The organism is Roseiflexus castenholzii DSM 13941 (assembly GCF_000017805.1).
Taxonomy (GTDB): Bacteria; Chloroflexota; Chloroflexia; order Chloroflexales; family Roseiflexaceae; genus Roseiflexus; species Roseiflexus castenholzii.
Genome location: NC_009767.1, coordinates 1,708,610 through 1,734,495, shown reverse-complemented (window position 1 = coordinate 1,734,495; position 25,886 = coordinate 1,708,610). Strand labels below are relative to the sequence as shown.

The 25,886-nt window shown below is 60.9% G+C and carries 27 protein-coding genes; 21 read left to right on the top strand and 6 right to left on the bottom strand.

Annotation, left to right across the window (positions count from 1 at the left end):
- Window positions 1–606: 606 nt before the first annotated feature.
- The 13 genes from RCAS_RS06905 to RCAS_RS06850 all read left to right on the top strand — a co-directional run bounded on the left by RCAS_RS06905 (window position 607) and on the right by RCAS_RS06850 (window position 13,629).
- Window positions 607–1,068, top strand: coding sequence for a response regulator (locus tag RCAS_RS06905; protein WP_012119879.1), 462 nt, complete (start codon window positions 607–609; stop codon window positions 1,066–1,068).
- 186 nt (window positions 1,069–1,254) lie between these two features.
- Window positions 1,255–3,096 (top strand): tyrosine-protein kinase, encoded by a 1,842-nt coding sequence (locus RCAS_RS06900; protein ID WP_157042578.1) that lies wholly within the window; start codon window positions 1,255–1,257, stop codon window positions 3,094–3,096.
- 9 nt (window positions 3,097–3,105) lie between these two features.
- Complete coding sequence (locus tag RCAS_RS06895) at window positions 3,106–4,416, top strand: MATE family efflux transporter (protein WP_041330330.1); 1,311 nt, start codon at window positions 3,106–3,108, stop codon at window positions 4,414–4,416.
- Window positions 4,385–5,731: an O-antigen ligase family protein gene (locus RCAS_RS06890; RefSeq protein ID WP_012119876.1), complete on the top strand. Its 1,347-nt coding sequence runs from the start codon at window positions 4,385–4,387 to the stop codon at window positions 5,729–5,731. Before RCAS_RS06895 ends, RCAS_RS06890 begins: the two co-directional genes overlap by 32 nt.
- Window positions 5,732–5,734: 3 nt before the next feature.
- Entirely contained in the window at window positions 5,735–6,955 is a 1,221-nt protein-coding gene (locus RCAS_RS06885; RefSeq protein WP_012119875.1) for a glycosyltransferase, read from the top strand.
- Complete coding sequence (locus RCAS_RS06880) at window positions 6,940–8,124, top strand: glycosyltransferase (protein WP_012119874.1); 1,185 nt, start codon at window positions 6,940–6,942, stop codon at window positions 8,122–8,124. The genes RCAS_RS06885 and RCAS_RS06880 overlap by 16 nt, the downstream gene beginning before the upstream one ends.
- A complete protein-coding gene (locus RCAS_RS06875) occupies window positions 8,103–9,038 on the top strand; it encodes a glycosyltransferase family 2 protein (protein WP_012119873.1) in 936 nt (311 codons plus the stop codon). The genes RCAS_RS06880 and RCAS_RS06875 overlap by 22 nt, the downstream gene beginning before the upstream one ends.
- Before the next feature lie 7 nt (window positions 9,039–9,045).
- Complete coding sequence (locus tag RCAS_RS06870) at window positions 9,046–10,149, top strand: glycosyltransferase family 4 protein (RefSeq protein WP_012119872.1); 1,104 nt, start codon at window positions 9,046–9,048, stop codon at window positions 10,147–10,149.
- Entirely contained in the window at window positions 10,146–11,345 is a 1,200-nt protein-coding gene (locus RCAS_RS06865) for a glycosyltransferase family 4 protein (RefSeq protein ID WP_012119871.1), read from the top strand. Before RCAS_RS06870 ends, RCAS_RS06865 begins: the two co-directional genes overlap by 4 nt.
- Before the next feature lie 4 nt (window positions 11,346–11,349).
- Entirely contained in the window at window positions 11,350–11,970 is a 621-nt protein-coding gene (locus RCAS_RS06860) for a sugar transferase (protein ID WP_012119870.1), read from the top strand.
- Complete coding sequence (locus tag RCAS_RS06855) at window positions 11,967–12,647, top strand: acetyltransferase (protein WP_012119869.1); 681 nt, start codon at window positions 11,967–11,969, stop codon at window positions 12,645–12,647. The genes RCAS_RS06860 and RCAS_RS06855 overlap by 4 nt, the downstream gene beginning before the upstream one ends.
- 196 nt (window positions 12,648–12,843) lie before the next feature.
- On the top strand, window positions 12,844–12,975 hold the full coding sequence (locus tag RCAS_RS26180; protein WP_269633937.1) for a hypothetical protein: 132 nt from the start codon (window positions 12,844–12,846) through the stop codon (window positions 12,973–12,975).
- Window positions 12,976–12,987: 12 nt separating this feature from the next.
- Window positions 12,988–13,629, top strand: a complete 642-nt coding sequence (locus RCAS_RS06850; protein ID WP_012119868.1) for a YdcF family protein — start codon at window positions 12,988–12,990, stop codon at window positions 13,627–13,629.
- On the opposite strand, the gene RCAS_RS06845 is transcribed toward RCAS_RS06850, so the two are convergent.
- The 3 genes from RCAS_RS06845 to RCAS_RS24995 form a co-directional block, all read right to left on the bottom strand.
- On the bottom strand, window positions 13,608–15,617 hold the full coding sequence (locus tag RCAS_RS06845; protein WP_012119867.1) for a beta-L-arabinofuranosidase domain-containing protein: 2,010 nt from the start codon (window positions 15,615–15,617) through the stop codon (window positions 13,608–13,610). The two genes, RCAS_RS06850 and RCAS_RS06845, sit on opposite strands and share 22 nt — an antisense overlap.
- Before the next feature lie 206 nt (window positions 15,618–15,823).
- On the bottom strand, window positions 15,824–16,264 hold the full coding sequence (locus RCAS_RS06840; RefSeq protein ID WP_012119866.1) for a phage holin family protein: 441 nt from the start codon (window positions 16,262–16,264) through the stop codon (window positions 15,824–15,826).
- A 120-nt stretch (window positions 16,265–16,384) separates the two neighbouring features.
- The gene (locus RCAS_RS24995) at window positions 16,385–16,552 is read right to left on the bottom strand and encodes a hypothetical protein (protein ID WP_157042577.1); all 168 of its coding nucleotides are present in this window, start codon (window positions 16,550–16,552) and stop codon (window positions 16,385–16,387) included.
- Window positions 16,553–16,673: 121 nt separating this feature from the next.
- Here RCAS_RS24995 and pdeM point away from each other — a divergent pair, with 121 nt between their 5' ends.
- Window positions 16,674–17,390, top strand: a complete 717-nt coding sequence (pdeM, locus tag RCAS_RS06835; RefSeq protein WP_012119864.1) for a ligase-associated DNA damage response endonuclease PdeM — start codon at window positions 16,674–16,676, stop codon at window positions 17,388–17,390.
- Here pdeM and RCAS_RS06830 read toward each other — a convergent pair.
- Window positions 17,311–18,558, bottom strand: a complete 1,248-nt coding sequence (locus RCAS_RS06830; protein WP_012119863.1) for an NAD(P)/FAD-dependent oxidoreductase — start codon at window positions 18,556–18,558, stop codon at window positions 17,311–17,313. The two genes, pdeM and RCAS_RS06830, sit on opposite strands and share 80 nt — an antisense overlap.
- A gap of 569 nt (window positions 18,559–19,127) precedes the next feature.
- On the opposite strand from RCAS_RS06830, the gene RCAS_RS06825 reads away from it, so the two are divergent.
- From RCAS_RS06825 to RCAS_RS06815, 3 genes are read left to right on the top strand one after another with little or no spacing between them, the layout of a single operon-like run.
- Window positions 19,128–20,066 (top strand): acetamidase/formamidase family protein, encoded by a 939-nt coding sequence (locus RCAS_RS06825; RefSeq protein ID WP_012119862.1) that lies wholly within the window; start codon window positions 19,128–19,130, stop codon window positions 20,064–20,066.
- Window positions 20,067–20,080: 14 nt separating this feature from the next.
- Window positions 20,081–20,692 carry a Uma2 family endonuclease gene (locus RCAS_RS06820; protein WP_012119861.1) on the top strand — a complete coding sequence of 204 codons (612 nt, stop codon included), beginning with the start codon at window positions 20,081–20,083 and terminating at the stop codon, window positions 20,690–20,692.
- Between the two features lie 30 nt (window positions 20,693–20,722).
- On the top strand, window positions 20,723–21,334 hold the full coding sequence (locus RCAS_RS06815; RefSeq protein WP_012119860.1) for a Uma2 family endonuclease: 612 nt from the start codon (window positions 20,723–20,725) through the stop codon (window positions 21,332–21,334).
- On the opposite strand, the gene bcp is transcribed toward RCAS_RS06815, so the two are convergent.
- Complete coding sequence (bcp, locus tag RCAS_RS06810; RefSeq protein ID WP_012119859.1) at window positions 21,331–21,798, bottom strand: thioredoxin-dependent thiol peroxidase; 468 nt, start codon at window positions 21,796–21,798, stop codon at window positions 21,331–21,333. The genes RCAS_RS06815 and bcp overlap by 4 nt on opposite strands.
- A 405-nt stretch (window positions 21,799–22,203) precedes the next feature.
- Between bcp and RCAS_RS26460 the strand changes: the two genes are divergently transcribed.
- The gene (locus RCAS_RS26460) at window positions 22,204–22,302 is read left to right on the top strand and encodes a type II toxin-antitoxin system Phd/YefM family antitoxin (protein WP_198136016.1); all 99 of its coding nucleotides are present in this window, start codon (window positions 22,204–22,206) and stop codon (window positions 22,300–22,302) included.
- Between the two features lie 575 nt (window positions 22,303–22,877).
- On the opposite strand, the gene RCAS_RS06800 is transcribed toward RCAS_RS26460, so the two are convergent.
- Entirely contained in the window at window positions 22,878–23,375 is a 498-nt protein-coding gene (locus tag RCAS_RS06800) for a beta-class carbonic anhydrase (protein WP_012119858.1), read from the bottom strand.
- A 136-nt stretch (window positions 23,376–23,511) separates the two neighbouring features.
- Here RCAS_RS06800 and trmD point away from each other — a divergent pair, with 136 nt between their 5' ends.
- The 3 genes from trmD to RCAS_RS06785 all read left to right on the top strand — a co-directional run bounded on the left by trmD (window position 23,512) and on the right by RCAS_RS06785 (window position 25,872).
- On the top strand, window positions 23,512–24,357 hold the full coding sequence (gene trmD, locus RCAS_RS06795) for a tRNA (guanosine(37)-N1)-methyltransferase TrmD (protein ID WP_083760288.1): 846 nt from the start codon (window positions 23,512–23,514) through the stop codon (window positions 24,355–24,357).
- 438 nt (window positions 24,358–24,795) lie between these two features.
- Window positions 24,796–25,215: a bactofilin family protein gene (locus RCAS_RS06790; protein ID WP_012119856.1), complete on the top strand. Its 420-nt coding sequence runs from the start codon at window positions 24,796–24,798 to the stop codon at window positions 25,213–25,215.
- A 210-nt stretch (window positions 25,216–25,425) separates the two neighbouring features.
- Window positions 25,426–25,872, top strand: coding sequence for a septum formation initiator family protein (locus RCAS_RS06785; protein WP_012119855.1), 447 nt, complete (start codon window positions 25,426–25,428; stop codon window positions 25,870–25,872).
- Window positions 25,873–25,886: the final 14 nt, after the last annotated feature.

The window sequence follows — 25,886 nt, the reverse complement described above, 5'->3', positions numbered from 1 at the left end:
GAGGACGGAGAACTGAAAGCACGATTGTTTGCGGAAGGAGGGCTGGCGAACCATAGACGTTCCAAAGCGCCCTGTGTTTCTTCCGGCAAATCCTCAAGATGGAATGCCCCGCCCGATGTGTGATACCAATGACGATTGAAGATGCCGCCTTCTTGTCATTCCGAGCCCTTCGCTTCGCTCAGGGTAAACGCAGCGCGGAATCTGAGCGGGTCGCGCACGACCCCTCGCGCTGCTCGGGGTGACCATGCCGGATGGTCACAGGTCATTGGTATAAGATCACTCGCGCTCGCTCGATCCGGCAGAGCAAGCGCGGGTCGTGTTCCAGGCGATATGTGAATCTGTCGTTCCTGGCTCACAGCCGGTGAGGTTTACACGACTATTCTCCTCCTGACCTGCAACCCCATCGCGCCTCGTTTCCCGTGACCTGCGGGCGCCTGCCAGGGAGCGCTCCAAGCCCTCCCCCTCGCGCCTCTTCCCATACGCCACACGACATACACGGCATATAGCCGCATAGCAGACGCGCGCCGATCCGATGATGCGCTACGATGCGTTCAGTGATACATTGTTCATCTTCCGTGAAGAAAATGCACCAGGCGGTGAAACACTATGGAGTGTGCAGGAGCACAATCGCCAGATCGGGTGCGCACCCTCGTCGCTGCGCCCCACGAGGAGTATCGGTTGTTCGGTTCCGCGCTGAAACGCCTCCCGCAGGCGGTCGTGGTTGCCGCAACCGATAATGGGCGCACGGCACTGGAGTATGTGCGACGCATGCGTTTCGATCTCGCAATCATCGGCATTCCACTGGCACACGCCAATGGACTGACTGTTGCGCGCCAGGCGCTCCACACTTCGCCTGATATTCGGATTGTTATGATTACCGCCATCGATGACCCTGCATGCCTCCTCGAAGCGATCCGGGTCGGTGTGCATGGGTATCTGTCCACCACGGCATCGATTGACGAACTGGCAGATGCCATACCACGCATCCTTGCAGGGGAGACGATCTTTGACATCCTGATTTCCACACGCGCACTTCGGCGATTGGTCACGTCTGGTTGTTCGCATTGACGAAGATATGCCATCCGGCATAGAGGCGATTGTCCAACAGGCAGACGCTGCGCAACGTTCACCGTGCTACAGTCGGCATGCGATCACAACGCAGGAGTGCGACCTGCGCAGAGATAGTGAACAAGCGTGATCGCACTCATGTGAACGGCGCCCATGCGCCAGGTGGATGAGCAAAGTGAGCATCGCATGATCCTGCAACGTTACCTGACCCTCTTCTGGCGCTGGCTTTGGTTGATGCTGCTGATGACGCTACTTGCCGGCGGCGCAGCATATCTCGTCAGCAATCGTATGACGCCGGTGTACGAAGCCTCGACCACGCTCTTGATCAATCAGGCGCCGGCAAGCAGCGCCTCACCCGATTACAACGCCGTTCTGACCGCCGAGCGGCTGGCGCGCACCTACGCCGAGCTGCTGATCAAACGTCCGGTGCTCGAAGAGGTGGTGCGCGAGTTGAGTCTGCCATTTGCGCCATCGATGCTTGCCGAGCGCATTCGCGTTCGACCAATTCGTGACACACAACTGATCGTTGTGACGGTCGAAGATATCGATCCGCAGCGCGCCGCCGATATTGCCAATCATATCGTGGCGGTCTTCAGCGAGCAGAACCGCGAGTTGCAATCCGAGCGCTTTGCCGAATCAAAACGCAGTCTCGCCGGCGAGATCGCCAAACTCCAGTCGGACATCGACACGACCCAGGCTGAACTTGCCGCGCTGCGCGGGATCGACGATCCGGTCCGACGCGCGCGTCTTGAAGAGGCGCTGGTGCAGTATCGCAGCAGTTACGCTACGGTGCTGCGCAGCCTGGAAGAGGTGCGGCTGGCTGAAGCACAGTTGACCAACAGCGTCAATGTGGTCGAATCGGCTGCGCCTGTTTACACACCGGTACGTCCCCAAATCGCAACGAACACCGGAATGGCGGCAGTCGCCGGTCTGCTGCTAGCGATTGGAGTCGCGCTCCTGATCGAGTACCTGAGTGATCGGGTCAATTCGGCCGAGGATGTGGCGACGACAGCGCGCGTCGGTATGCTGGCGGCTATCGGACGGATCGATGGCGCCGCGCCGTCGGACAAACTGGTGATGCTGAAAGACCCCTTCTCGCAAGTTGCCGAAGCCTACCAGATGCTGCGCGTCAAACTGGAGATTGCGCGGTTCGAGAAGCCACTGCACACGCTTCTGGTGACGAGCAGCAACCCCGGCGAGGGAAAGAGCACAACCGCAGCGAACCTGGCGCTGGCAATCGCGCGTTCTGGCAAGCGCGTCATTCTGGTCGATACCGACTTGCGACGACCGTCGTTGCATCGGTTCTTTCGCCACGCCAATCTGCGCGGCGTCACCACTGCGCTGGTGCGTGATCCGTCAGATAGCCTGTACAACCACATGATCGCCGCCGGTGAGGAGAACCTCCTCGTGCTGCCGAGCGGGCCGGTGCCTTCTGATCCGGCAGTGATGGTCAGTTCGAAGAGGATGCTTGATCTGATCGACGAACTCAAACGCATCGCGGATGTCGTGGTGTTCGATAGTCCACCAATCCTTGCCGTTGCCGATGCAATGCCGCTCGCGCATGTCTGCGACGCCACACTGCTGGTCGTGCTGGCAGGCGTCACGCGCACCAGTCAGTTGCGTCGCGCCTGCGACCAGTTGTTGCAGGCAGGAGTGGAGCCGCAGGGCGTGGTATTGAACCGCGTCACCAGAGAGCAGGTCGGATACGAGCACTACTACTACTACTACGGCGGGGAACGGAAGCGCAGCAGCCGCAGTGCGTTGAGCCGGTTGTTCAAACGCCGACGGCGACGCCAGAGCGGCATGCCGGGCATGGTCGATACCGTGGATGCCGGCGTGACCGGCATCGCGAGCGGGACAAGACCTGATAGGGGCGCGCCAATTGATATTGTTATGGATGGGTTCTATGCAACACCCACTCCCGAAACCATAGACAGACATCCGGTGAGCGCCGGCGCCGTTGTGGCAACCAGAACAGACGAGCGTCGGAATGGAATGACGCCGCATCAGATGAATCAAACGAAGTAGGCATATCCCGTGACACAATCGCAACAATCAGGAGCGGTGCGCCTGATGATCGAGACGTATGCCGTGCGTATCGCCACGCTGGGATTGATGGTCATCTCGGCGATGTTACAGGCGCGTCTGCTGGGTCCCGAAGGCAAAGGACTGCTGGCTGCAACACTCTCGTGGTCGGCGTTGATCGGCGGTATCACGCTGCTTGGTTCAGATAGCGCAAGCATCTACTTCGTTGCGCGCACTGCGCAGCATACGCGGTGGATGATACGCGCCGGGCTGATGTATGCGGTTGGCATCGCTTTGATTGCGCTCGTATTGCCTGGGCTTCAGATCAATACACCGATAGACCAACAACTGATGCTATCGGTTGCGCTGCTGACGCCGATTCTCGTCTTGACGGCGCTGTTCAACGCAATCTGCGTTGGATTGAACCGGATACGGTTGAGCAATGCTCTCAATGCTGGTTCTGCGTTGTTGTACGTTCTGGCGCTTGCTGCCCTATCTATGGCGCACGTTGACCAATTCGAGCCGGTTATGGCGACTGTTCTGGGAGTGCAGGTTGCGGTTCTGATCCTTTTCACAGCATCCCTGCGTCATTTGAGCAGCGCCGACTATGTTGCGCCAGATCTTTCGGCATTGGTGCGGTACTCGCTGCAATCGTTCCGGGGGAACCTTGCCGGTCTGCTGTTTCTGCGCAGCAGCCTGATCATCGTGAGCGGCATGGCGCCGATAGCACAGGCTGGCATCTTCTCGATTGCGGTCGTCTTCGCGGATGTAGTGACGATGCTGCCCAATACGCTCATCAACATTCTGCTGCCACGCCTTGCGGGGCAAAGCCCGGCGTTCGTCGCCCGGCGCGTCGCCGACGCTGTGCGTTACGGCGCTGTCGCGACACTTGCACTGGGACTACTGGTTGGAGGTTGTGCTTTTGTGGTTATTCCATTCGGATTTGGTGAAGGGTTTCGTTCGGCGGCGGCGGTTGCGCTCGTTCTCTGCACCGGTGCGGCGCTCGGCGCACCCGGCATGATCCTGTCACTCTATTTCAACGCAATCGAACAACCGGGGACGCCGGCCAACGCTGCATGGATCGGGTGCGGCGTTTTGATCGCCGGTTCACTGGCGCTGGCGCCGCTCTTCGGGGCAATGGGGGCGGCATTGGCAGTGGTCATTGCACGGACGACGATCACGATGGTGATGGCGGTACGTTTTTGTCGCGCCAGCAGTCTGGGCTGGCAAACCCTTCTGACGCTCCAGGCGGCTGATCTGATAAAGAGTGAACGCAAGATTTATGCCATCTATGAGCAGATTGTCCGCACTCGTCGCGCCTGAATACGCCCGAACCGGAACCGCGCTGCTGATCGGGCTGGTCGTTGCGCCGCTCACCGGTGTGCTGGCAGCGACACAGCCATTCCTGCTGCTGGCATTTCTTGGCGCTGCGGCATGGGTATTCCTGGTGTTGCGCGGCGGCGCCGCTGCGTTCTTCGTGATGGGGACAGCAGCCCCGCTCCTCTATCTGATCGATGTGCGCAGCGCGCTCTTCGGTCAGGCGTTGCTGGCGCTCTATGGTATGGCGCTCATTCACGCACTGTATCAGGTCGCGCAACAACCGGATGCCAGACGATGGAATCGCCGGCTGGTCTTCTTCGCCGTTGGGTGGGGAGTCGTCGTCGCGCTGGCTGAACGGGCGCTCTTAAGCGAAGGGGTCAGTCTGCGACGCCTGGTGATGACTGCCATCGGTACGCTTCCTTACCTGTGGTTTGCGCTGACAGCGCCACGCATGGCGAAGGGCGATCAGGCGCATGCATTGCTCGGTGGCGTCGCCATTGGTGCAACTGTCGTTGCAGGAGCGTTTCTTACCAATTCACGCTCGCTGACTGAAGGACTTCAAGGGCGGGATGCCTGGATCGATACCTACACGGTGATCGGCAGTTTGAAGAATTCGCTGGGGTTGTTGTGGGTCATTGGTTGGACCCTTCTGCTGGGATGGCGCACCAGAGGCGGGTGGATGCTCAGAGCGCCGCTGCTCGCCATTCTGCTGGCCGCCATCCTCTTCTCGTTCAGTCGCTCATCCTATATGGCGTTGATTGTTGCAACCCTGATGGTGTACCGCGGTCATTCACTGAAATTGTGGGTCATTGCGGGAAGCATAGGCGCATTCGTGCTATTCGGTCTGCCGGAAGCCGTATGGGCTCGTCTACAAATGACTTGGTCGCCGGGACGCGGGTTCGACCCGTCGGCAGAGACGCGCATCGATCTGTGGGTTGCGGCGATCAATGCCTTTCTCTCCGCTCCGCTAACCGGTATCGGATGGGGGAAATTCAGCGAGTATCTGGTGCGCACCGGTCAGGCGCCTATCGCAGCCGGATCGGCAGTGTACGACCTCGGCTACGCCCATAACTACTTTCTCAGCGCCTTTGCCATGCTTGGCATTGGCGGAGGGATGTTGAACATCGGCGTGTTTTTGGCGGCATGGCGGCGCGCACGCACCCTTGCAGCACGTCAGAGTCCACTGGGGCGCGTCGTGCAGGCAGCGGTGCTGGCAGTGTTCGTGGCGTCGATGTTCGGCGAACCGCTCTTCGATCCCATTCTCGCATTTGTGTTCGTTCTTATCCTGGCATGCCTCGTTGGGCAGGAAGGTGAATGATCCATGTCCCAATCATTACGCATTGTCCACATCGTCGGTAGCGCCTTTGCCGGTGGATGGGCGTTCCATCCGCTCTGCCGATTGCGCGATGCCGGGCACAGGGTACACCTGATTTGCCCGGAGGACGGTCCTCTGCCAGAACGGACGCGCGCTGCCGGCATCCCAACTCATATCATTCCCTTTCCGCGCCGCATCCGGCATATGCACTCAGCCGCAGCATATGTCGCGCGTGTGGCGGCATGGCTGCGCCGGGAACAGATCGATGTCGTTCACAATCATCTAGCGCCTGCCAATGTGTGGGGGCGCCTGGCGGCGTATGCGGCCGGCGTTCCGGTGCGCCTGACGCAGTGGCCCGGTCCGTTGCCGCTTGAAATTCCCGCCTCGCGCCGGATCGAAATGGCGCTGGCGCGTCTCGATAGCGCGATTATCGCGTCCAGCACCGCTACACAGCGCATTTACGAGGCATGTGGCGTCATGCGCGACCGAATTCGCCTGATCTACTACGGGTTTCCGTTCGAGCCGTTCGATCCGACGATTGACGGCAGTCCGATCCGGCGCGAGTTCAACATTGCGCCCGATGTGCCACTGGTGACGATGGTCGCCTATATGTACTCACCGTTGCAAGAACGCTCGCTCCGGGGATTGAACGTCTTCGGCGGCATTGGACTGAAGGGACACGAAATCCTGATCGCCGCCGCAGCGCGTGTCCGTGAGGTCAATCCCGCCGTGCGCTTTCTGATCGTCGGTGATTCGCTGGCGCCCGGCGAAGCGGAACGCTATAAGCGCAGACTTCATCAGATGGTCGCCGATCTGGAATTGCAGCAGACGGTCATCTTCGCCGGGAAACGCACCGATATTCCGTCAATTCTGGCGGCAGGCGATGTGGCAGCGGTTCCGTCGCTGTCCGAGAACGTTGGCGGCGCGGTCGAACCGTTGCTCATGGAGCGTCCGGTGGTTGCCAGCGCAGTCGGCGGGTTGCCCGACGTGGTGCGCGACGGTGAAACCGGCTACCTTGTGCCACCGCGCGATCCGGGCGCGCTGGCGGACGCGTTGCTGCGCATGCTGGCGCTGCCTCCGGCTGCCCGTCACGCCATGGGGCGGAGAGGGCGCGCGATGGTGCGGGAACTGTTCGATCTGCCCACAACAGTGCGACAAACCGAGCAACTGTACTACGACATGCTGAACGCTACGGGCATGGGGGGTCTACGATGGGCGCGCCGCTGACTATTCTCTATGTGTCCGGCTATGGCGCCCACGAATGGGCGTTGCACACGCCGCGCTTTCTGGCGCGGCGCGGGCATCGGGTGACAATGGTCTGCCCATCCGAATCGCCAATGGAGCGCCTAGCACGCACTGCCGGCATAGATGTTTGCACCTGGCAGGCGCCACGTCGTCTGAAGGATGTGCGCGCCGTGAGTGGCGCCGTTGGCGCACTCTACCGGCTGTTCCGCCGGCACAACCCGGACGTGGTCGTGTACTATGCGCTGCCGATCAGCCTGTGGGCGCGCGTGGCGGCGCGGTTGGCGGGCGTGCCGGTGCGCCTGTTCAAGCCGCCGAGCCTGTGGGACCTGGAACTGCGGCATTATCGGCTGGCGGAGTGCGCGACCGCCTGGATGGACAGCGCGATTCTGGCGTCGAGCCGCGCGCTGGTGCGCTATTACCAGCATACGCCGGTTTTGCGCGCCACAGTGATATTGAGTTACTACGGCTTCCCGCTCGAACGCTTCAATCCATCGCTGGACGGCGCAGCAGTGCGCCGGGAGTATGGCATTTCACCCACAGCGACAGTCGTGACGACAGTGGCGCACCTGATTCCGCCTATTCGCCGCTTCGACCCGCACTACGGCATCAAGGGTCACGAAGTCCTGCTTCGGGCGGCGCGCGATGTCGTGAGTCGCCTGCCCTCCACACGCTTTTTGATCGTCGGCGCAGAGCCGGAAGGCGCCGATGGCGCATACGAAGCGTCGTTGAAACAACTCGCGTGCGTGTATGGCATAGAGCGTCATGTCATTTTCACCGGAAAGCGCACCGATATTCCGTCAATTCTGGCGGCAGGCGATGTGGCAGCGGTTCCGTCGCTGTCCGAGAACGTTGGCGGCGCGGTCGAACCGTTGCTCATGGAGCGTCCGGTGGTTGCCAGCGCAGTCGGCGGGTTGCCCGACGTGGTGCGCGACGGTGAAACCGGCTACCTTGTGCCACCGCGCGATCCGGGCGCGCTGGCGGACGCGTTGCTGCGCATGCTGGCGCTGCCTCCGGCTGCCCGTCACGCCATGGGGCGCCGGGGTCGTGCAATTGTGCAGCAGTTGTTCGACATCCAGCGTGTCGTGTGTGCGGAAGAGCGCATTTTTTATCGTCTGCGAGGCAAACCGTTATGTGTGACCTCAGCATCGTAATCGTCAACTGGAATACGCGCGACCTGCTGCGCGCCTGCCTTGCGTCGCTGCACAACGCAGCGCGTCGCATCGCGTGTGAGATTATCGTGGTCGATAATGCCTCAACTGATGGCAGCATCGAGATGGTCCGCGCTGCATTTCCGCGTGTGCGCTTGATGGCGCTGCCGGAGAATGTCGGCTTTGCCCGCGCCAACAACATTGGGTTCGCTCAGGCGCAAGGGCGCTATTTTCTGCTGTTGAACCCCGATACCTGGTTGCCGCCCGGCGCACTGGATGAGATGATCGCGCTCATGGATCAGATGCCGAATGTCGGCATTCTGGGTCCGCGATTGTTGAATGCCGATGGCAGTCTGCAACCGTCGTGCAGCCGGTTTCCGACGCCGCTCAACATTGCGCTGGATTGCTGGGGCATCAGTCGAATTGCGCCGCAAAACCGCATGCTGTCTCGCTTCAAGATGACCTGGTGGGCGCACGATGAAGCGCGCGAGGTCGATCAACCATCGGGGGCTTGCCTGCTGGTTCGCCGTGAAGCCTGGCACGAAGCCGGTCCGCTCGACGAACGCTTTTTCATGTATTTCGAGGAAGTGGATCTGTGCTGGCGCGTGCGACGGGCTGGCTGGCGGACCTGCTTCACACCGACGCCGCAGATCACGCACTACGGAGGACAGAGTTCGCTCCAGAACCTTGATGCGCGCATTGTCCAGCGGTATGCCAGTCTGGTGTTGTTCTTCCGTAAACACTATGGCGCATTGACGACCGGGGCGCTCTGCTGCGCCATTACCCCGGCGGCGCTGGCGCGCGCACTGCTGGCAGCCATTCGCGCGGCGACGGCGGGGCAACGACGGCAGTGGGAGTACGCTGCGCAATACTGGCGCGTTACAACGCTGTTGTGTAGTTCGATGATGACCCGATAAAGAAACCATGAATGTGCTCTTTCTCACACGCTACAGTCAACGCGGCGGCAGCAGTCGCTATATGGTACACCAGTACCTGCCCGCGTATGCACAGGCGGGCATGCGCTGCACGGTCGAACCACTGTTCGATGACCGATACTTCGAGTTCGGCATACTCGACCGCCCAACCGGAATGGGTGAGATCGCGCGCCATGGGCTGTACTATGCGCGGCGTGTCGCGCGGCGATTGCGGGCGCTGCTCAATGCGCACCGCTACGATCTGGTCGTCTTCGAAAAAGAACTGTTCCCGTACCTGCCGTATGGGTTCGAGGAATGGCTGCGGCGGCGCGGCGTGCGATTCATCGTGCTGTTCGACGACGCGACCTATGCCTACTACCGACAGCATCCCTTTCCGCTGGTGCGCTGGTTGTGCCGTGGCAAAATCGAGCGCATTGTGCGCAACGCTACGCACGTCATCGCCTGGAATGATCATCTGGCAGGATATATGCGCCGCCTGACCCCGCACGTTTCGGTGGTGAACAGCGGCGTGGACATGACGCGCTACCCGCCAAAGGATTACCGCGCACCTCGCGCTTCGGAACGACTGATCATCGGCTGGATCGGCACACCAAACGGCTTTCCTTACCTTCGTTCGCTGGAAACGGTCTTCGGCGAACTGGTGCGCCAGTACCCGCTCGAACTGCACGTCATCAGCGCGGCGCCTTACACGAGCGCACACATTCCGGTGGTCAATCATCCATGGAGCCTGCAAACCGAAGTGCAACTTCTCCATGCCCTCGACATTGGCGTGATGCCGCTGCCAGACGATGAGTGGACGCGCGGCAAGAGCGGCGTCAAGGCAGTGCAGTACATGGCCGTTGGCGTTCCGGCGGTCTGTTCGCCGGTAGGAGTGGCGCGCCAATTGATTGTGCCCAACGTCAATGGCGTACTGGCAGATAACCCAACCGCGTGGCGCGCTGCTCTGGCGCGATTGCTCGACGACCCGACGCTTCGTGAACGCATGGGCATGGCAGGGCGCGCAACGGTGATGCAGGCATATTCCATTCAATCGGTCGCTCCGACACTGGTGGACATTCTGTTGCGCGTTGGACAGAGAAAGGATGCTCCATGACTGTGCGAGTTGCGCATATCACAACGATCGACCAATCGCTGCGCTATCTGTTGCTCAATCAACTGCGCAGCATCGCCGACGCCGGATATCAGGTCACCGGAATTTCTGCGCCGGGACCGGATGTGCCTGCTATTGAGGTGCGTGGCATTCGCCATATTGCGGCGCCGCTCACGCGACGTCTGACGCCATTCGCCGATCTGCGCGCCCTGATGCGTCTGTACCGGATATTTCGCCAGGAACATTTCACGATTGTGCACACCCACACTCCCAAACCAGGGCTGTTAGGGCAACTGGCAGCGCGGATGGCGGGCGTGCCGGTGGTCGTTAACACCATTCATGGCTTTTATTTCCATGAGCACATGCCGCCAGCGCAGCGACGCTTCTATATCACTATGGAGCGCATCGCGGCGCGCTGTTCCGACCTCATTCTCTCGCAAAGCAGCGAAGACCTCGCCACTGCCTTGCGTCTGGGCATCTGCCCGCCTGAACGAATCCAGTTGCTCGGCAACGGTATCGATATCCGGCGTTTCGACCGGAGTCGGGTCGATCCGGCGCATCTGGCGCACATCCGGCAATCACTGAGACTGCCGCCGGATGTGTCGGTGATTGGCTTCGTTGGTCGCCTGGTTGCCGAGAAAGGCGTGATCGAATTGGCGCGCGCGGTTCAGCAGGTCCAATCGCATTTCGGTCCGGTGACGCTCCTGATTGTCGGCGGTGTGGATCGGGACAAGGCGGATGCGCTCACTCCCGAGACAATTCAGGCGGCTGCGGGAACGGCAACGTGCGTTTTTGCCGGCATTCGCCAGGATATGCCGGAAATGTATGCACTGATGGACATTTTTGCGCTGCCATCGTACCGCGAAGGATTTCCACGCGCGCCGATGGAAGCCTCGGCAATGGGTATTCCCTGTGTTGTAACCGACGTGCGCGGGTGTCGTGAGGCGGTTGAACACGGGTGGAACGGTTTCCTGACACCGCTGCGTGATGTCGATGCCCTCGCGCATGCGCTGGTGCAACTGCTTCAAGACGAGAGTCTGCGCGCAACGATGGGTGATGCGGGACGAAGGATGGCGCTCGAACGGTTCGATGAGCAACAGATATTTCAACGGGTTATTGGCGCCTATCGTCACCTCCTGCATAAGAAGGGGCTTCCGACGCCGGAGAGTACGATCATGCCCGCAACCAGTAGAGCCTGACGCTATGTACCGCCGTTACCTGAAACGTGTCTTTGATCTCTGCATTGCAGGCGTCGCACTCATTGCGCTTGCGCCGCTGCTTCTGGTCATTGCCGCAGCAGTGCGCCTGTCGCTCGGCGCACCGGTGCTCTTTCGCCAGCCGCGCCCCGGATTGGACGGCAAACCGTTCACGCTGCTGAAGTTTCGCAGCATGACCGACGCGCGCAATGCCGACGGCAACCTGCTGCCGGACGATCAGCGATTGACGCGGTTCGGGCGCTTTCTGCGCAGCAGCAGTCTTGATGAACTGCCGGAATTGATCAATGTCGTTCGCGGCGAGATGAGCCTGGTGGGACCGCGCCCGTTGCTGATGGAGTACCTGGATCGCTACACGCCGGAACAGATGCGACGGCACGCAGTGCGCCCCGGCATCACCGGATGGGCGCAGATCAACGGACGTAATGCGATCAGTTGGGAGCAAAAGTTCGCGCTGGATGTCTGGTATGTCGATCATTGTTCGTTCTGGCTCGATCTCCGCATTCTGATGCTGACAGTGTGGCGAGTGGCGCGGCGCGAGGGGATTAATCAGCGCGGCTGCGCAACGGTGACGATCTTTCAAGGGACTTCGGAAGGCGGGTCACGATGAAGCGTGTTCTGATCATTGGCGCCGGCGGGCATGCGCAGGTGGTCGCCGACATTCTGCTGCGCATGCACGAGATGGGCGCCGACCTGACACCGATTGGTTTTCTCGACGATAATCCACATTTGTTCGGTGAGTGGCGACTCGGATTGCCGATCCTGGGTCCGCTTGCCTCTATCGATGCCGTCGATCACGACTGCGTCGTGATCGGCATTGGCGACAATCGGACGCGCCGGGCGATCTACGAACGTCTGACAGCGTGCGGCGAGCAGTTCACTGTGGCATGTCACCCGACAGCGATCGTCGCACGCGACGCGGTTATTGGTGCGGGGACGGTCATCGCGGCGCGGGCAGTCGTGAACGCTGGAGCACATATTGGCATGAATGTCATCCTCAACAGCGGTTGCATTGTCGAACACCACAATCGCATCGGCGCCCATGCTCACATTGCGCCAGGCGCAACCCTTGGCGGCGCCGTGACTGTCAGCGAAGGGGCGCTGGTGGGCATTGGCGCGACAGTGCTGCCGCAGCGCGCGGTCGGTGCGTGGAGTGTGGTCGGCGGTGGCGCAGTGGTAACATCGGCAGTGGACGATAACCAGGTAGTCAGCGGCGTCCCTGCGCGTCCACACCTGGCGTCGCACCATCTGATCCCGGCGCGACGTCGCGCGCGTGTCGGGGTGTGAGCCAGGAAGCGAGGAGCGAGCGGTGCGAGGGAAGAAAAGCATGTGAAGATAGAGAGAAGGGATGCGCTGCCGGCGCGCCCCTCCCTGGCAGCCTCCACACCGCCGAACACATCCACGTTGACTGCCGCTCGTCCGTGCCCTTGCGCACACAGATGCCCATCATTACTCACGCCGACGCAAGACTGAATGCGACAGCATGGATGTTCGCGCTCGCACACCGGCAGCATTCAGAACTGGCGTGGGTCATCTGCCAATGGATCGGCTCGTGACGGGATCGCCGGCAGCGCTCTTCATCTACCCATCATTCATTTTCACGCTCACGCCCTGATATAATGATAACATGTCGTTGTATCTATCATCAGGACGTCGTCTGCCGACTCGCCGCATACCAGGCTATGAGACATTGGTTGCTCTGATTCTGGTCCTTGCCATTATTACGATACCCTTCCTCGCTGCGCCCTGGCTGATTGTTGACGACGCCGTTGATACGGCGGATGCGATTATTGTTCTCGGCGGCGAGGCATATCCGCCAAACCGCACCATCCACGCACTGGCGCTCTACCATCAGCATCGCGCGCCGGTGGTGGTCTTCACCGGCGGTGCGCCACCCGGCAGACCGCCGGAAACCTCATCGGCGCAGGTGGCACGCCGGCTTGCACTGGCGCGCGGATTGCCGCCGGACGTTGCGCTCCTGGCGGATGGCGCACAGAGCACCTACGATGAAGCAGTGCTGGTGCGCGAACTGGTCGCTGCTCACGGCTGGCGCTCGCTCATGATCGTCACCGATCCGTACCATACCCGACGCGCGGTTCGCACCTTTCGCACGCTCATTCCCAACGCTCACGTGACGGCGAGCGCTGCTCCGTTTCTCTCTCCCTGCGCCGATCCCTGGCGGTGCGGCGCACGCATCTGGCGCTACGCCGCCAGCGAACTGGTGAAAATGGGATTCTATCGTCTGTACTACGGCGTGCCGCTGTCCTGAAGCGTCGTTGACCCGGATTCCAGCAGCGGGAATTCGGCAATGCGCAGATTGGTGCAACCATAGGGAATGAGACGCACGACTTCGAGCGACGTATCGACGTGAACCGGCGCCGGTGGCGGACCCGCAGCGCCATGCTCCTCTCCCCACGTCGGAATGCGCCGACCATGGGCATATGCCGCTACCGGCGCCCCTTCCGGCGAGAACGGACGCTCGCCGACCGGGTGATGGACGATACGAACAGACCGTTCGGGCTGCGCGGCATCCAGTTCCAGCCCATAGTTCCATGGGGTCGTCGGCAGCACTTCCCAATCACCAAGGCGATCGGCAATGTCCGGCGGACAGCCGGGACGCAGCCGTTCACCCGCAGCATACCGCCCCTGGGCATCGGGAACGATGCGCTGCCATGTCTCACCAATCGGCAGCGCGAAAACCAGCGGACCATACTCAATCGCTGCACTGCCGGACGGTCGGCGTGTCACCGCCACACGCATCGGCAGATGCAGATCAATCGTGACGGCGCCATCCCATACACGTTCAACACGATGAAATGTTCCCGGATGCACGGTCTCGCGCCTGCCATCGATGGAGAGCGTCGCTCCGACAGCCCAGCCGGGAAAGCGGAGCAACAGCGGAAATCGCGCAGCCGCGCGACTCTCTACAACAATGCGCACCGACTCATCGAATGGATAATCGGTCTCAACCGTCAGGCGCACCCTCCTCCCGCCTGCGGTCATCGTCAGTTCGCAGGGCGCATATGACACGGCTGCCAGTCCATCGCCAGATGTGCGCATCCAGAGATGAGTGACAAATTTGGGCCATCCCTGGTGCATGTTGGCAGTGCAGCAGCCATAGTTCGGCTCCAGACCAAAGGTGTTGGCGTCGGCGCGATTGTTGGTATAGATGTTGTCTTCAAGAATGGCGCAGCGAATCTGGTTCACCTGCTGCACATACTGGTGCGACCACATATCGGGAGCAAAGGCTGCGGGCAGGGCATTGAACGTGATGCGCTCCAACCGATCTGCCAGGCGTGGATCTCCCAGCATGGAGATCAACGTTTCAAGTGAATACTGATACTCGACGACAGCGCACAATTCGGTTCCCTGAGACGGGTTGAGTCCGGCAAGATGCTCATCGCCGCTGAAGACACCGTTTACCTGCCCATGAAAGGCGTCGAGCGTCTCGATCGCCTGCCAGACGGCGTCGCGGTCGCGCGGATCACCCGATTGGCGATACCAGACGCCAGAAGTTTTGATCGCCATTGCATTGTTGACCACGTGCGACGCCATATCGAGACGGAAGGTGCAGCCAGGGAGTGGAGCGGGAGGATAGATGTCTTCGCGCCGCTGTCGTGATGGATATGGAAACTGCTCGAAGTGAGCGCGCCAGTCGAACCCCTGGCGCTGCGCCTTTTCCGCCAGGTCGAGCAGCCATGACTCGCGAGTGCGATCATAGAGCCAGTGCAGCGAGACGACCAGGTCTGCCCAGCGATAGCGCCCCCAGTCGAAGAGTGGCTGTTCGTCGAGGAGAGCATCGAGTCGGCGCAGGAAGCGCAACATTGCCGGGATTACTCGCCGGTCGCCGGTGGCTTCCTGGAACTGACTCAACGCTTTCAACAGCACAAAGACGGGCCAGGGATCAAGCGAGCGACGTCGTGCATCGCTGGCGTCGCGCCGCGGTCCGAGCCAGCCATCATCGTGCTGCTGCTCAAGGATAATGTCGATCCAGCGGGAGACCCTGGCAATCAAGGAAGCATCGTTGAGAACAAATGCCAGCGGAACCATGCCATCGAGCCAGTACGGTCCGCGTTCCCAACCCTCGGCAGCGCCGCCGATCCAGGCGCTATCCGCCACATCGGGCCAGCATTGGTCGAGATGCCCGCTCAAACCGTCTGCTTGCAAGCGCAACTGGCGATATAACCAGCCGCGCGGACGAACGGCGCCGGTCGGAAGCGGAATACATACCAGGGGAGTGAGGGGCGATGATTTCATCTGAATTTCATCTGTTTCTCAGCAGAAACTCACGAAACATTGCAACTTTCTGAACAGGCTGCACGTTATACTGGTGCAAGAGCAAGACGACAGCGGCGGTCGTCTCCAGGGCGTGGCAGACGCCCAAACCGGACACCCTCCTACGCCGCCCTCATTCGTCCTCTCTTATCCCCACCGGTCGTCGTATGACGACCGGTTTCCTCTTTTTAGCGATCCGACCGGTCGTTTTGCACAATAATGCGCACCGGCGCTTCTCCTGCCATCCAGAGGAGCAGCGTGTTGACGATGGCAATGACCAGTCCGCCAAGAAACGCCGACCAGAAACTATCGACGCGAAACTGCACCCCAAGTCCGCCAGCAATATAGGCCGTCAGCAAGAGCAGGAGGGCGTTGATCACCAGGGTGAACAGCCCCAGCGTCAGCAGCACCAGCGGGCAGGTGAGCAGGGTCAGGATCGGGCGCAACGCCGTGTTGACCAACCCAAACAGCAGCGCGACCAGTCCAATTTCCCAGCCGGGACCGACAAACTCGATGCCGGGCACGATCTGAATGGCGGCAAAGATCGCCAGCGAAGTCACCAGCCAGCGTAGCACCAGGCTGCGCGCCATCTGCCAGCGGGTAGGCGGTTGTGGAGGAGAGTCAATCATCACGAAAAAAGTGCGTCTATTGTAAAACGGACCTGCGACAACATTATGGCGGTGATCCTTCCACCCGGCAAAATCTTGTGAATCGGCGTTTACTCGTCTGCTGCTGGCATCGTATGTTGCTCAATAATCGACCTGCCGCATCGACGAGCCGAACTTCGACAATCCCGCCGCCATCGCGGGCGCCCGCGCGGGGCGCGGCACTTTTTCCAGCTGGTCGTCGGCGAGCGATGTCTCTGCGACTGCGATGGCATGAAGCACTCTTCGACACTGCACATCGCCTGCGTGCATATGATACCATGCCGGGCAGGGAGGGGCGGAAGCGTCAAGCCGTGTCGGTGTCCGAACGTCAACGATCAGGCAGCCCATCCCCTCTAGCACGGTTCGAGAGAGGACAGACTCGCAGACGTGTATGCCAGACGATCAGACCGTTTCCCCCCCAAGCCTTATCATCGCCGGGGAAGAGGTGCAGTTGCTCACGGAGCGCGCGCTTTTCTGGCAGCGCACTGCAACCCTGATCATTGCCGACCCGCACATCGGCAAAGCCAGCGCGTTCCGCGCAGCAGCGGTCGCCGTGCCCGAAGACACGACCCATGCCGACCTGGATCGCCTCAGTCGGCTCATCGCCAGATGCAACGCGCAGAAGGTCGTTATTTTAGGCGATCTGTTGCATGCGCGCAGCGGACGCACTACTGCGACTCTTGCGGCGGTCTCAGCGTGGCGAGCGCGTCATGCCAGTCTCGACCTGATCCTGGTGCGTGGCAATCACGATGTACGCGCTGGCGATCCGCCAAGCGCCTGGGATATCGCCTGCCTCGATGAGCCGTGGCAGATGCCGCCTTTCATCTTGCGCCATCATCCCGCAGCGCACCCCGATGGGTACGCGCTTGCCGGGCACCTTCATCCTGCTGCCCGATTGATCGGCGCCGGCAGACAACGCGCAACCCTCCCCTGTTTCTGGTTTGGTGCGCAGGTCGGTGTGCTGCCGGCATTCGGCAGTTTTACCGGCGCCACGCTCATTGCTCCTGAGCGGGACGATCAGGTGTTCGTCATTGCTGGTGATGACGTGGTTGCAGTGTCGGGCGCGTTACGCGGAACGGAGTCAGCGCAGCGGGCAGGACGCCGCTAAGCGCCGCTTCTGCCAGCAACTGACCGAAGCGCATCCCGAATGGCATGCCGTGACCGCAGAATCCGCCGGCTACCCACACCCCTGGCATCGCCGGAGCAGCATCAGCGACCGGTACGTAGTCGGTGGTGAACGCCATCAACCCTGCCCAGCGCCGGGTGACTTCCAGACCACTGAGATGCGGGAACAGGCGTGGCAGAACCTCCTCAATGGCGGCTATCACTTCAGGAGTCGGAACCGTTTCGGTGACGCCAACATCGCGCCCTGGCGCGAGAGCGCGGCACCCGCCGATCACAATCGATCCATCTGGCGTTTGATGCCAGTATTCGCCGGTAGGGGTCACTGATGCGCCGATACCCTGTTCGAAGACGCGCGGGATGGGGGCATACGCCAGCGCCTGACCGCGCACCGGCGTGATGACGTCGCGCAATGTCGGGATCAGGTCGCGCGTCCAGGCATTGACGGTCACCACTACCGCACCCGCTTCCACCACGCCGCAATTGGTGATGACGCGCACGTGACCATTGTGCGGGACCAACCGTTCGACCCGAGCCATTGCCAGACGCGCGCCGTGCCGTTGTGCGGCTGCTATCAACCCATACACCAACCGCGCCGAATGGAGCAGTGCATTTTCGGGACCATACAACGCTCCTGTGATCTCTTCACTGAGCGGCGTGCGGATCAACGCCTGCGTCTGCTGGCGGTCGAAGAGTTCAGCGGCGAATCCATCGGCGCGCAGCGCGGCGACATGGCGCTGGAGATCGGCGTACTGCGCTTCACCCAATGCCAGAGTCAGATGTCCCGGCTCACGGTAGTCGCATGCAATCTGTTCTTCGACAAGCGCCTGTCGCAACAATGCGCGACTGTCGAGCGTGATCTGCATGATCGCGCGGGCGGTTTCGCGTCCCAGACGCGCAACGGCATCGGCATATCCTTCCGCCGTTCCGACGACGTGAAAGCCACCGTTGCGCCCGGTGGCGCCGCAGGCGGGCGCCGCCTGCTCGACCAGGATCGGCGCAGCGCCGGCACGCGCCAGAAACAGGGTCGTCGCTGCGCCGAAAAAACCGCCGCCGACAACCACGACATTCGCGGTTGGAGGAAGATCGACAGGAAGGATCGTCGCAGGCGCCGTTGCTTGCCAGTACGATTGCGGATCGTGGGTGCTGTTCATGATCTCAGTTCCTTGAGGTTTCAACCGGTGACGGGTAATGAGTTCCGGGTGCGCGGGCATCGTGCCCGCCACGATCTGGGGTGATAGGACACGGATGGGCGCGGATGCGACGGATTTTTACGGATGGGGCAATACTGCCCACTCAGCGATCCGTGCCCATCCGTCTCCATCCGTGGCGATCCGTGTACCGTCTATCCCCCGTGCCCGCCGGCAACTTGGGACACGGATGGGCGCGGATGCGACGGATTGGCGCGGATGTGGTTCTCATCATCTATCCGTGCCCATCCGTCTCCATCCGTGGCGATCCGTGTACCATCTATCCCCCGTGCCCGCCAGCAACCGGGACACGGATGGGTGCGGATGCGACGGATTGGCGCGGATGTGGTTCTCATCATCTATCCGTGTCCATCCGTCTCCATCCGTGGCGATCCGTGTGCCATCATCCGCCCCGCCGGCAACTTGGGACACGGATGCGCTGCGGGAGCCGCAGTATATCGGCAGGACGCAGCGACTGATAGTATAATAGAAGTCCCACAATCCGTTGGAGTAGTGCGCAGGAGAAATCTTCCATGGCAGAACACACACTCCGCCCCGACCAGGTCCATCACAAATGGGACAACAGCCTGCCGCCAGCCATCGAAATCGAGCCAGGCGACATTGTTCACTGCGAGACCGCTGAGGTGACGAACAACCAGGTAACTCCTGGCTGCGATGCGTCGGTGCTGACGAATCTCGATTTCGATCAGTTGTACCCACTGGCAGGACCGATCTTCGTCAAAGGCGCCGAGCCTGGCGATATTCTCGAAGTCGAGATTCTGCGCATGCAGACGCTCGATTGGGGATGGACAGGCATCATTCCCGGTCTGGGGCTGCTGGCGAATGATTTTACTGCGCCGTATATTCGGCACTTCGACCTGAGCAATGGCGTCACGGCGCCGCTGCGCGACGACATTCACATCCCGATCCAGCCGTTTTGTGGCACTATGGGGGTGGCGCTCGATGAACCGGGCGCATTCGACGTGCTGCCGTGCGGCAAGGCAGGCGGCAATATCGACACACGCCACCTGAATGTCGGCGCAAAACTGTACCTGCCGGTTTTCGTGCCGGGAGCGCTCTTCTCGTCAGGCGACTGTCACGCGGCGCAGGGAGATGGCGAAGTGTGCGTCACCGGCATTGAGTGCCCAATGCAGTTCAGCCTGCGCTTCAACGTGCTCAAAGGACGCAGTCTGCGCCCCTGGAGCTATCAGTTCTTCACGCCGCCAGGACCGATCCAGCCCGCCTATGACGAGAAGGGATATTTCGTCACCACGGCGATCGGACCCGACCTGATGACAAATGCGCAGAACGCGGTACGCGACATGATCGCGTGGCTGGAGCGTGAGAAAGGGTTGAGCCGCGAGGACGCTTACATCCTGTGCAGTCTGGCAGGCGACCTGCGCATCAGTCAGATCGTAGACGCGCCTAACTGGTGCGTGTCGTTCTACATGGCATTGAGCGTGTTTCGCTGAAAAAGGGAGGACCCATGACTGCGCTCGTAATCAAAACCGACTCGCCGGTCGTCGCCGGTCCGCTCCAGGGGCACTGGACGCTGGCGGATTGGGAGGCGCTCCCCGATGACGGCAACCGCTACGAGATAATCGATGGAGTGCTCTACATGACCACGGCGCCGCACAGTTTCCATCAGTGGATCATTCTTTCGCTGATCCAGTTCGTCGGGTTGCCGGTCAGGGAGCGTGGTCTTGGCTATATGTTCATGGCGCCGATCGGCGTGATTATGCCAGGCTTTGATCCGGTGCAGCCAGATTTGATCTTCATTCGCGCCGAGCGCGCCGATCTGTTCCGCAATGGACGAATCTACGGCGTTCCCGACCTGATTGTCGAGGTGCTGTCGCCGGGGACGCGCGCCTACGATGAACGGGTGAAACTGGCGGCGTATGCGGCGGCCGGCGTCCCTGAGTATGCGATTGTGGACCCGGAGGCGCGCCAGGTGCGGCGTTACCTGCTCGAAGCCCCCGGTCGCTACGCTCCGCCGCAGGTCGCGGAGGCGACGGCGCAGGTTGCGTTCGCCTGTCTGCCCGACATCGCCTTCCGCGTCGCCGACCTGTTCGCCGGTGCGCCGGATACGACGGTGTAGGCGATCAATACGTGTTGTGGAAGAGAACCCATGACTGCGCTCGTGATCAAAACCGACTCGCCGGTCGTCGCCGGTCCGCTCCAGGGGCGCTGGACGCTGGCGGATTGGGAGGCGCTCCCCGATGACGGCAACCGCTACGAGATAATCGATGGAGTGCTCTACATGACCACGGCGCCGCACAGTTTCCATCAGTGGATTATCCGCCGTCTCGAGCGCTTCATCGGTATCCCGGCGGAAGATGCGGGGCTGGCATACTGTTTCCCGGCGCCGATCGGCGTGATTATGCCGGGTTGCGACCCGGTGCAGCCCGACTACGTGGTGGTGCTGCAATCGCGCGCCGATCTGTTCCGCAATGGACGAATCTACGGCGTTCCCGACCTGATTGTCGAGGTGCTGTCGCCGGGGACGCGCGCCTACGATGAACGGGTGAAACTGGCGGCGTATGCGGCGGCCGGCGTCCCTGAGTATGCGATTGTGGACCCGGAGGCGCGCCAGGTGCGGCGTTACCTGCTCGAAGCCCCCGGTCGCTACGCTCCGCCGCAGGTCGCGGAGGCGACGGCGCAGGTTGCGTTCGCCTGTCTGCCCGACATCGCCTTCCGCGTCGCCGACCTGTTCACCGGTGCGCCGGATACGACGATTTAGCCAAGCGCTGCAACGGCGCGCTTCACGCTCTCTTCGGGCTTGACTTTCACCGCTGCTTCGACAATCATGCCGTTTTCGTCGATGACGAAGTGGCTGCGCTCAATTCCCCAATACTTCTTTCCATACATCGACTTTTCAGCCCAGACGCCATATGCCTCGGCGATGGTGTGATCTTCATCGACGAGCAGCGTAAACGGCAGATTATGCCTGGTCTTGAACTTTTGGTGCGACTTGACACCATCGGGACTGACGCCGAGCACAACAGCGTTCTTCTCCTCAATCTGCGGATAGGCGTCGCGGAAGCCGCATGCCTGCGTTGTGCAACCGGACGTATCATCCTTCGGATAGAAGTAGAGAATGACCCGTTTCCCACGAAAATCGGAGAGCCGGATCGTGTCTCCAGAGTCAGTCATCGCCGTGAAATCCGGCGCCGGATCGCCGACGTTGAGCCGTTGGTCTGCCATACAAGATGCCTCCAGGAACTACACCTGTTGTGCGCGTCCGGCGCTCCCCGCGAGGGCAGGTCTCAGACCTGTCCTGCACAGACCTGACCCCGCCGAACACGCCAACAATACCCGTTTCCCCTAGTGTAACGCAGAAATAGGGGAAGCGGATGGTGCATACGGAACCGCGGAGATACAAAGGCACGAAGGGTCTCCTTCTATCTGCGTAAGATGCTCACGATCTCTTATACCAATTACCTGTGACCATCCGGCATTGTCACCCCGAGCAGCGCGAGGGGTCGTGCGCGAACCCGCTCGGATTCCTCGCTGCGTTTACCCTGAGCGAAGCGAAGGGCTCGGAATGACACGCACGCGGCATCGTCAATCGTCATTGGTATTACGGAGGATGCCACGACTCGTCGTATCTTGAACAGCGACGATGCCCGCACCCGCTGGCGCGATATCCTCGATGCCGCCAATCGTGGAGAGGACGTCATCATCACCCGTTATGGTAAACCGAACTGATGCACTTCCGACTGGATCAGAGGTCCGCACACCCACTCTGCTCTCCCTTGCAGACCGGCGCTCCGCGCGCCCGCTCTACCCTCCCGGTCAGAGAAACCCTCATACTGAGGTGTTGGCTGAACTTCTTGCTGAAGCCTGTGAGACGATGAGCGAGTCGGATCGACGGTATACCAATGACCGGTGACCATCCGGCATGGTCACCCCGAGCAGAGCGAGGGGTCTTGGGCGACCCGCTTCGATTCCTCGCTGCGCGCGGCATGACCCGTCGCTGCGCGCGGCATGACCCGTCGCTGCGCGCGGAATGACAAGAATGAGGCATCTTCAATCTTCATTGGTACTTAATCGTCCTCTTCGATCTGACCACCTTCTCCACAATGACAAGAATGCGGCATCTTCAATCGTCATTGGTACTATACGGTCATTCTCGAACGAGGGGTGATAAGGCGCTCCAGCGCCTGCTACGATTTGCACATATGAGGAAGAAATCTGCACATGGAAACGACACGCTCGTCTCATCGAGCAACGACCTCTCCGTTTGAATACCTCGAGAGGTCGTCGCTCGATGTCGATCGGCACTACGCTCGCACCACCTCGTGCACCCTGCCGGTGCGAACGTCGTAGATCGCACCACTGATCGGGATATCCTTCGGGATCAACGGCGAGTTGCGCAGCAATGCCACATCATCGCGCACACTCTGCTCGAGATCGGCGAATGGCAGAAAATCCTGCCCCTCCACATGCACATTGAGATCGGCAGCGATCTTCGCCGCCAGTTGCTCATTGGTGAACGTCAGCATCCCGCAGTCGGTGTGGTGCAACACCACAATCTCTCGCGTTCCCAGCAATTGCTGCGAGATCACAAGTGAACGGATCGCGTCGTGGGCGCGACCACCGGCATTGCGGATCACATGCGCGTCGCCGATATCGATCCCCAGCACTTTCTCAGGATGCAGGCGGGCGTCCATACAGGCGACGACAGCGACCCTGCGCGCGGGGGGCATGGCGAGATCACCATGGGTGAAATTGGCGGCAAAGGCTTCATTTGCTTTCAGGAATTCATCGAAACGGGTCATGACGTTGCTCCTGTCATTGTGAAGGAAGACTGCGAGTATATCTTGCATTATTTGATTAGTTTTGTCAAGTTTACACGTGATATGATTGTCACCTCACAGGCGTGCCGAGGCGGACGGTCTGTGCTACAATGCAGCCATGCGGTTCGACGTTCTGACACTGTTTCCGGGGATGTTCACGGGTCCGCTGAGTGAAAGCATTCTCAAGCGGGCAATTCAGGCCGGGCGCATTTCCGTCGTCCTCCACGATATTCGCGCCTACGCCACCGACCGTCACCGCACGACAGACGACGCCCCCTATGGCGGCGGCGCAGGCATGGTGATGAAGCCAGAACCACTTGCCGCCTGCATTCGCGCAGTGCTGGCAATGACCGACAACGATACAGGAGAATCGGCGCCCAAACCGCCGGTCATCCTGATGACCCCCGATGGTGAGCCGTTCACACAGCGCATTGCTGCCGAACTTGCGACGTGCCCGCGCCTGGTGCTGGTTTGTGGACGGTATGAAGGGGTGGACGAACGAGTGCGCGCGGCGTTGATCGACCGGGAGTTGTCGATCGGCGACTATGTGTTGACCGGCGGCGAACTGGCTGCAATGGTGGTGATCGATGCGGTGGCGCGCCTGGTTCCTGGCGTGATCGATGCCGAATCTGCCGCCGAAGAGTCGTTTAGCGATGGGTTGCTGGAATATCCACAGTACACCCGTCCCGCCGTGTGGGAAGGGCGGGAAGTGCCACCGGTGCTGGTCTCCGGTCATCACGGCGAGGTGGCGCAGTGGCGGCGGCGTGAACGATTGCGCCGGACGCTCGAGCGGCGACCCGATCTGCTGGCGCGCGCTGTTCTGACAGACGCAGATCGCGCGTATCTGCGCACGCTGGGATGGCGTGTCCCGGTTGCTGGCGGGGCGGATGATAGCACACGGATCGCCACGGATCGAGACGGGGCGGATGATAGCACACGGATCGCCACGGATCGAGACGGATGAGCACGGATTATGGAACGGGTAGTATTGCCCCATCCGTAAAAATCCGTCGCATCCGCGCGCATCCGTGTCCTATCACTCCAGATCGTGGCGGGCACGGGGGATGGCACACGGATCGCCACGGATCGAGACGGATGGGCACGGATCGCTGAGCGGGCAGTATTGCCCAGTCCGTAAAAATCCGTCGCATCCGCGCGCATCCGTGTCCTATCACTCCAGATCGTGGCGGGCACGATGCCTGCGCACCCGCGAGAAGCGGGAACAGTCACAGGAGGGGGCGGGGCTTCCCGCTTCAGCAAAAAGTTGATCGAAGGTCAAACGTCTTATATAATTGCCGCAGTCGCCGTCGTGGCGATCATTCTGGCGGTTGTGGCGGTCAGTCGCACACGAGATCGCAGCCGACCTGATCGAGTGAGCAGCGCCGCCGTTAGAGGAGGAGCGATGTTCGGCAACAGAAAGCAGTCTCAGGCGATTTCCGCACCTGCGCTCAACGGCAAGCCCGAGACGGTGATCGGCGCCAACACCAGCTTCGTCGGCACCCTCAAATCCGATGGCAACATTCGGATCGACGGCAGGGTCGAGGGTGATATCGAGATTCTGGGGAATCTGATCATCGGTGAAACCGGGCAGGTGATTGCAACGATTAAAGCGCAGAACGTCCATGTGTCCGGCGCGGTGAAAGGCGAGATTACCGCTCTCGAACAACTCGAAATCTCGCCGACGGGCAAGGTCTGGGGCGATATTACCACGTCTGCGTTGCATATCGAGCCGGGCGGGCTGTTCCGTGGTCAGAGTTCGATGACCACAAACATCGATGAACCACTGCTCCTCGAAGCGCCACGTCCCGACCGTCGCGATTAAGCGCTGACAATGATGTTCGTCAGGGGATTGTGCCGAAGCGCCTGTCACAAACGTCTTCGGCACTGCGCAAGGAGTGAAGGACGCATCGTGCCTCACTGCCCCATCCGACATTGATGGGTTTGCTGTACCTGTGTATCAGACGACGGTCGGGCTATTCACAGTGATTGGGCGTTGTTCCTGTTACATCCGCCGTTGTTGGGAGTCCGTCTCATGCCTCGTCCTCAGCGCGCATCCACGCTTCGCAACCACATACTTCGTGATCGGTTACGCCCTGAACGTGCCGGGGTGCATGCGTTGACGCTGGTTCTGGTTGTGCTGGCACTCTGGATGATGGCCAGTTTCGTCGGGCAGATTATGACCGGTGCGCAGCTCGAACAACGGCGCGCCGCGCTGATTGCCGAAAATGCGCGGATTGAGGCGACCAACCGTGCGCTGCTCGATCAGGTGGAGTATGCTGAGTCGCCTGCCTATGCCGAGCAGATCGCGCGTGAACAACTCGGGTTGGCTGCCGAAGGTGATACGGTTGTGTTGCCAACCTTTGCGGATCGCCCTGACGGTAAGGCGACGCCCACCCCAATTGCGCTGCCGGCGCCGACGCCTCAACTCAACTGGCGCGCCTGGATCCAGGCGCTGACCGCATCTGATGATGCGCCGTAAACAGGAAACGCCCC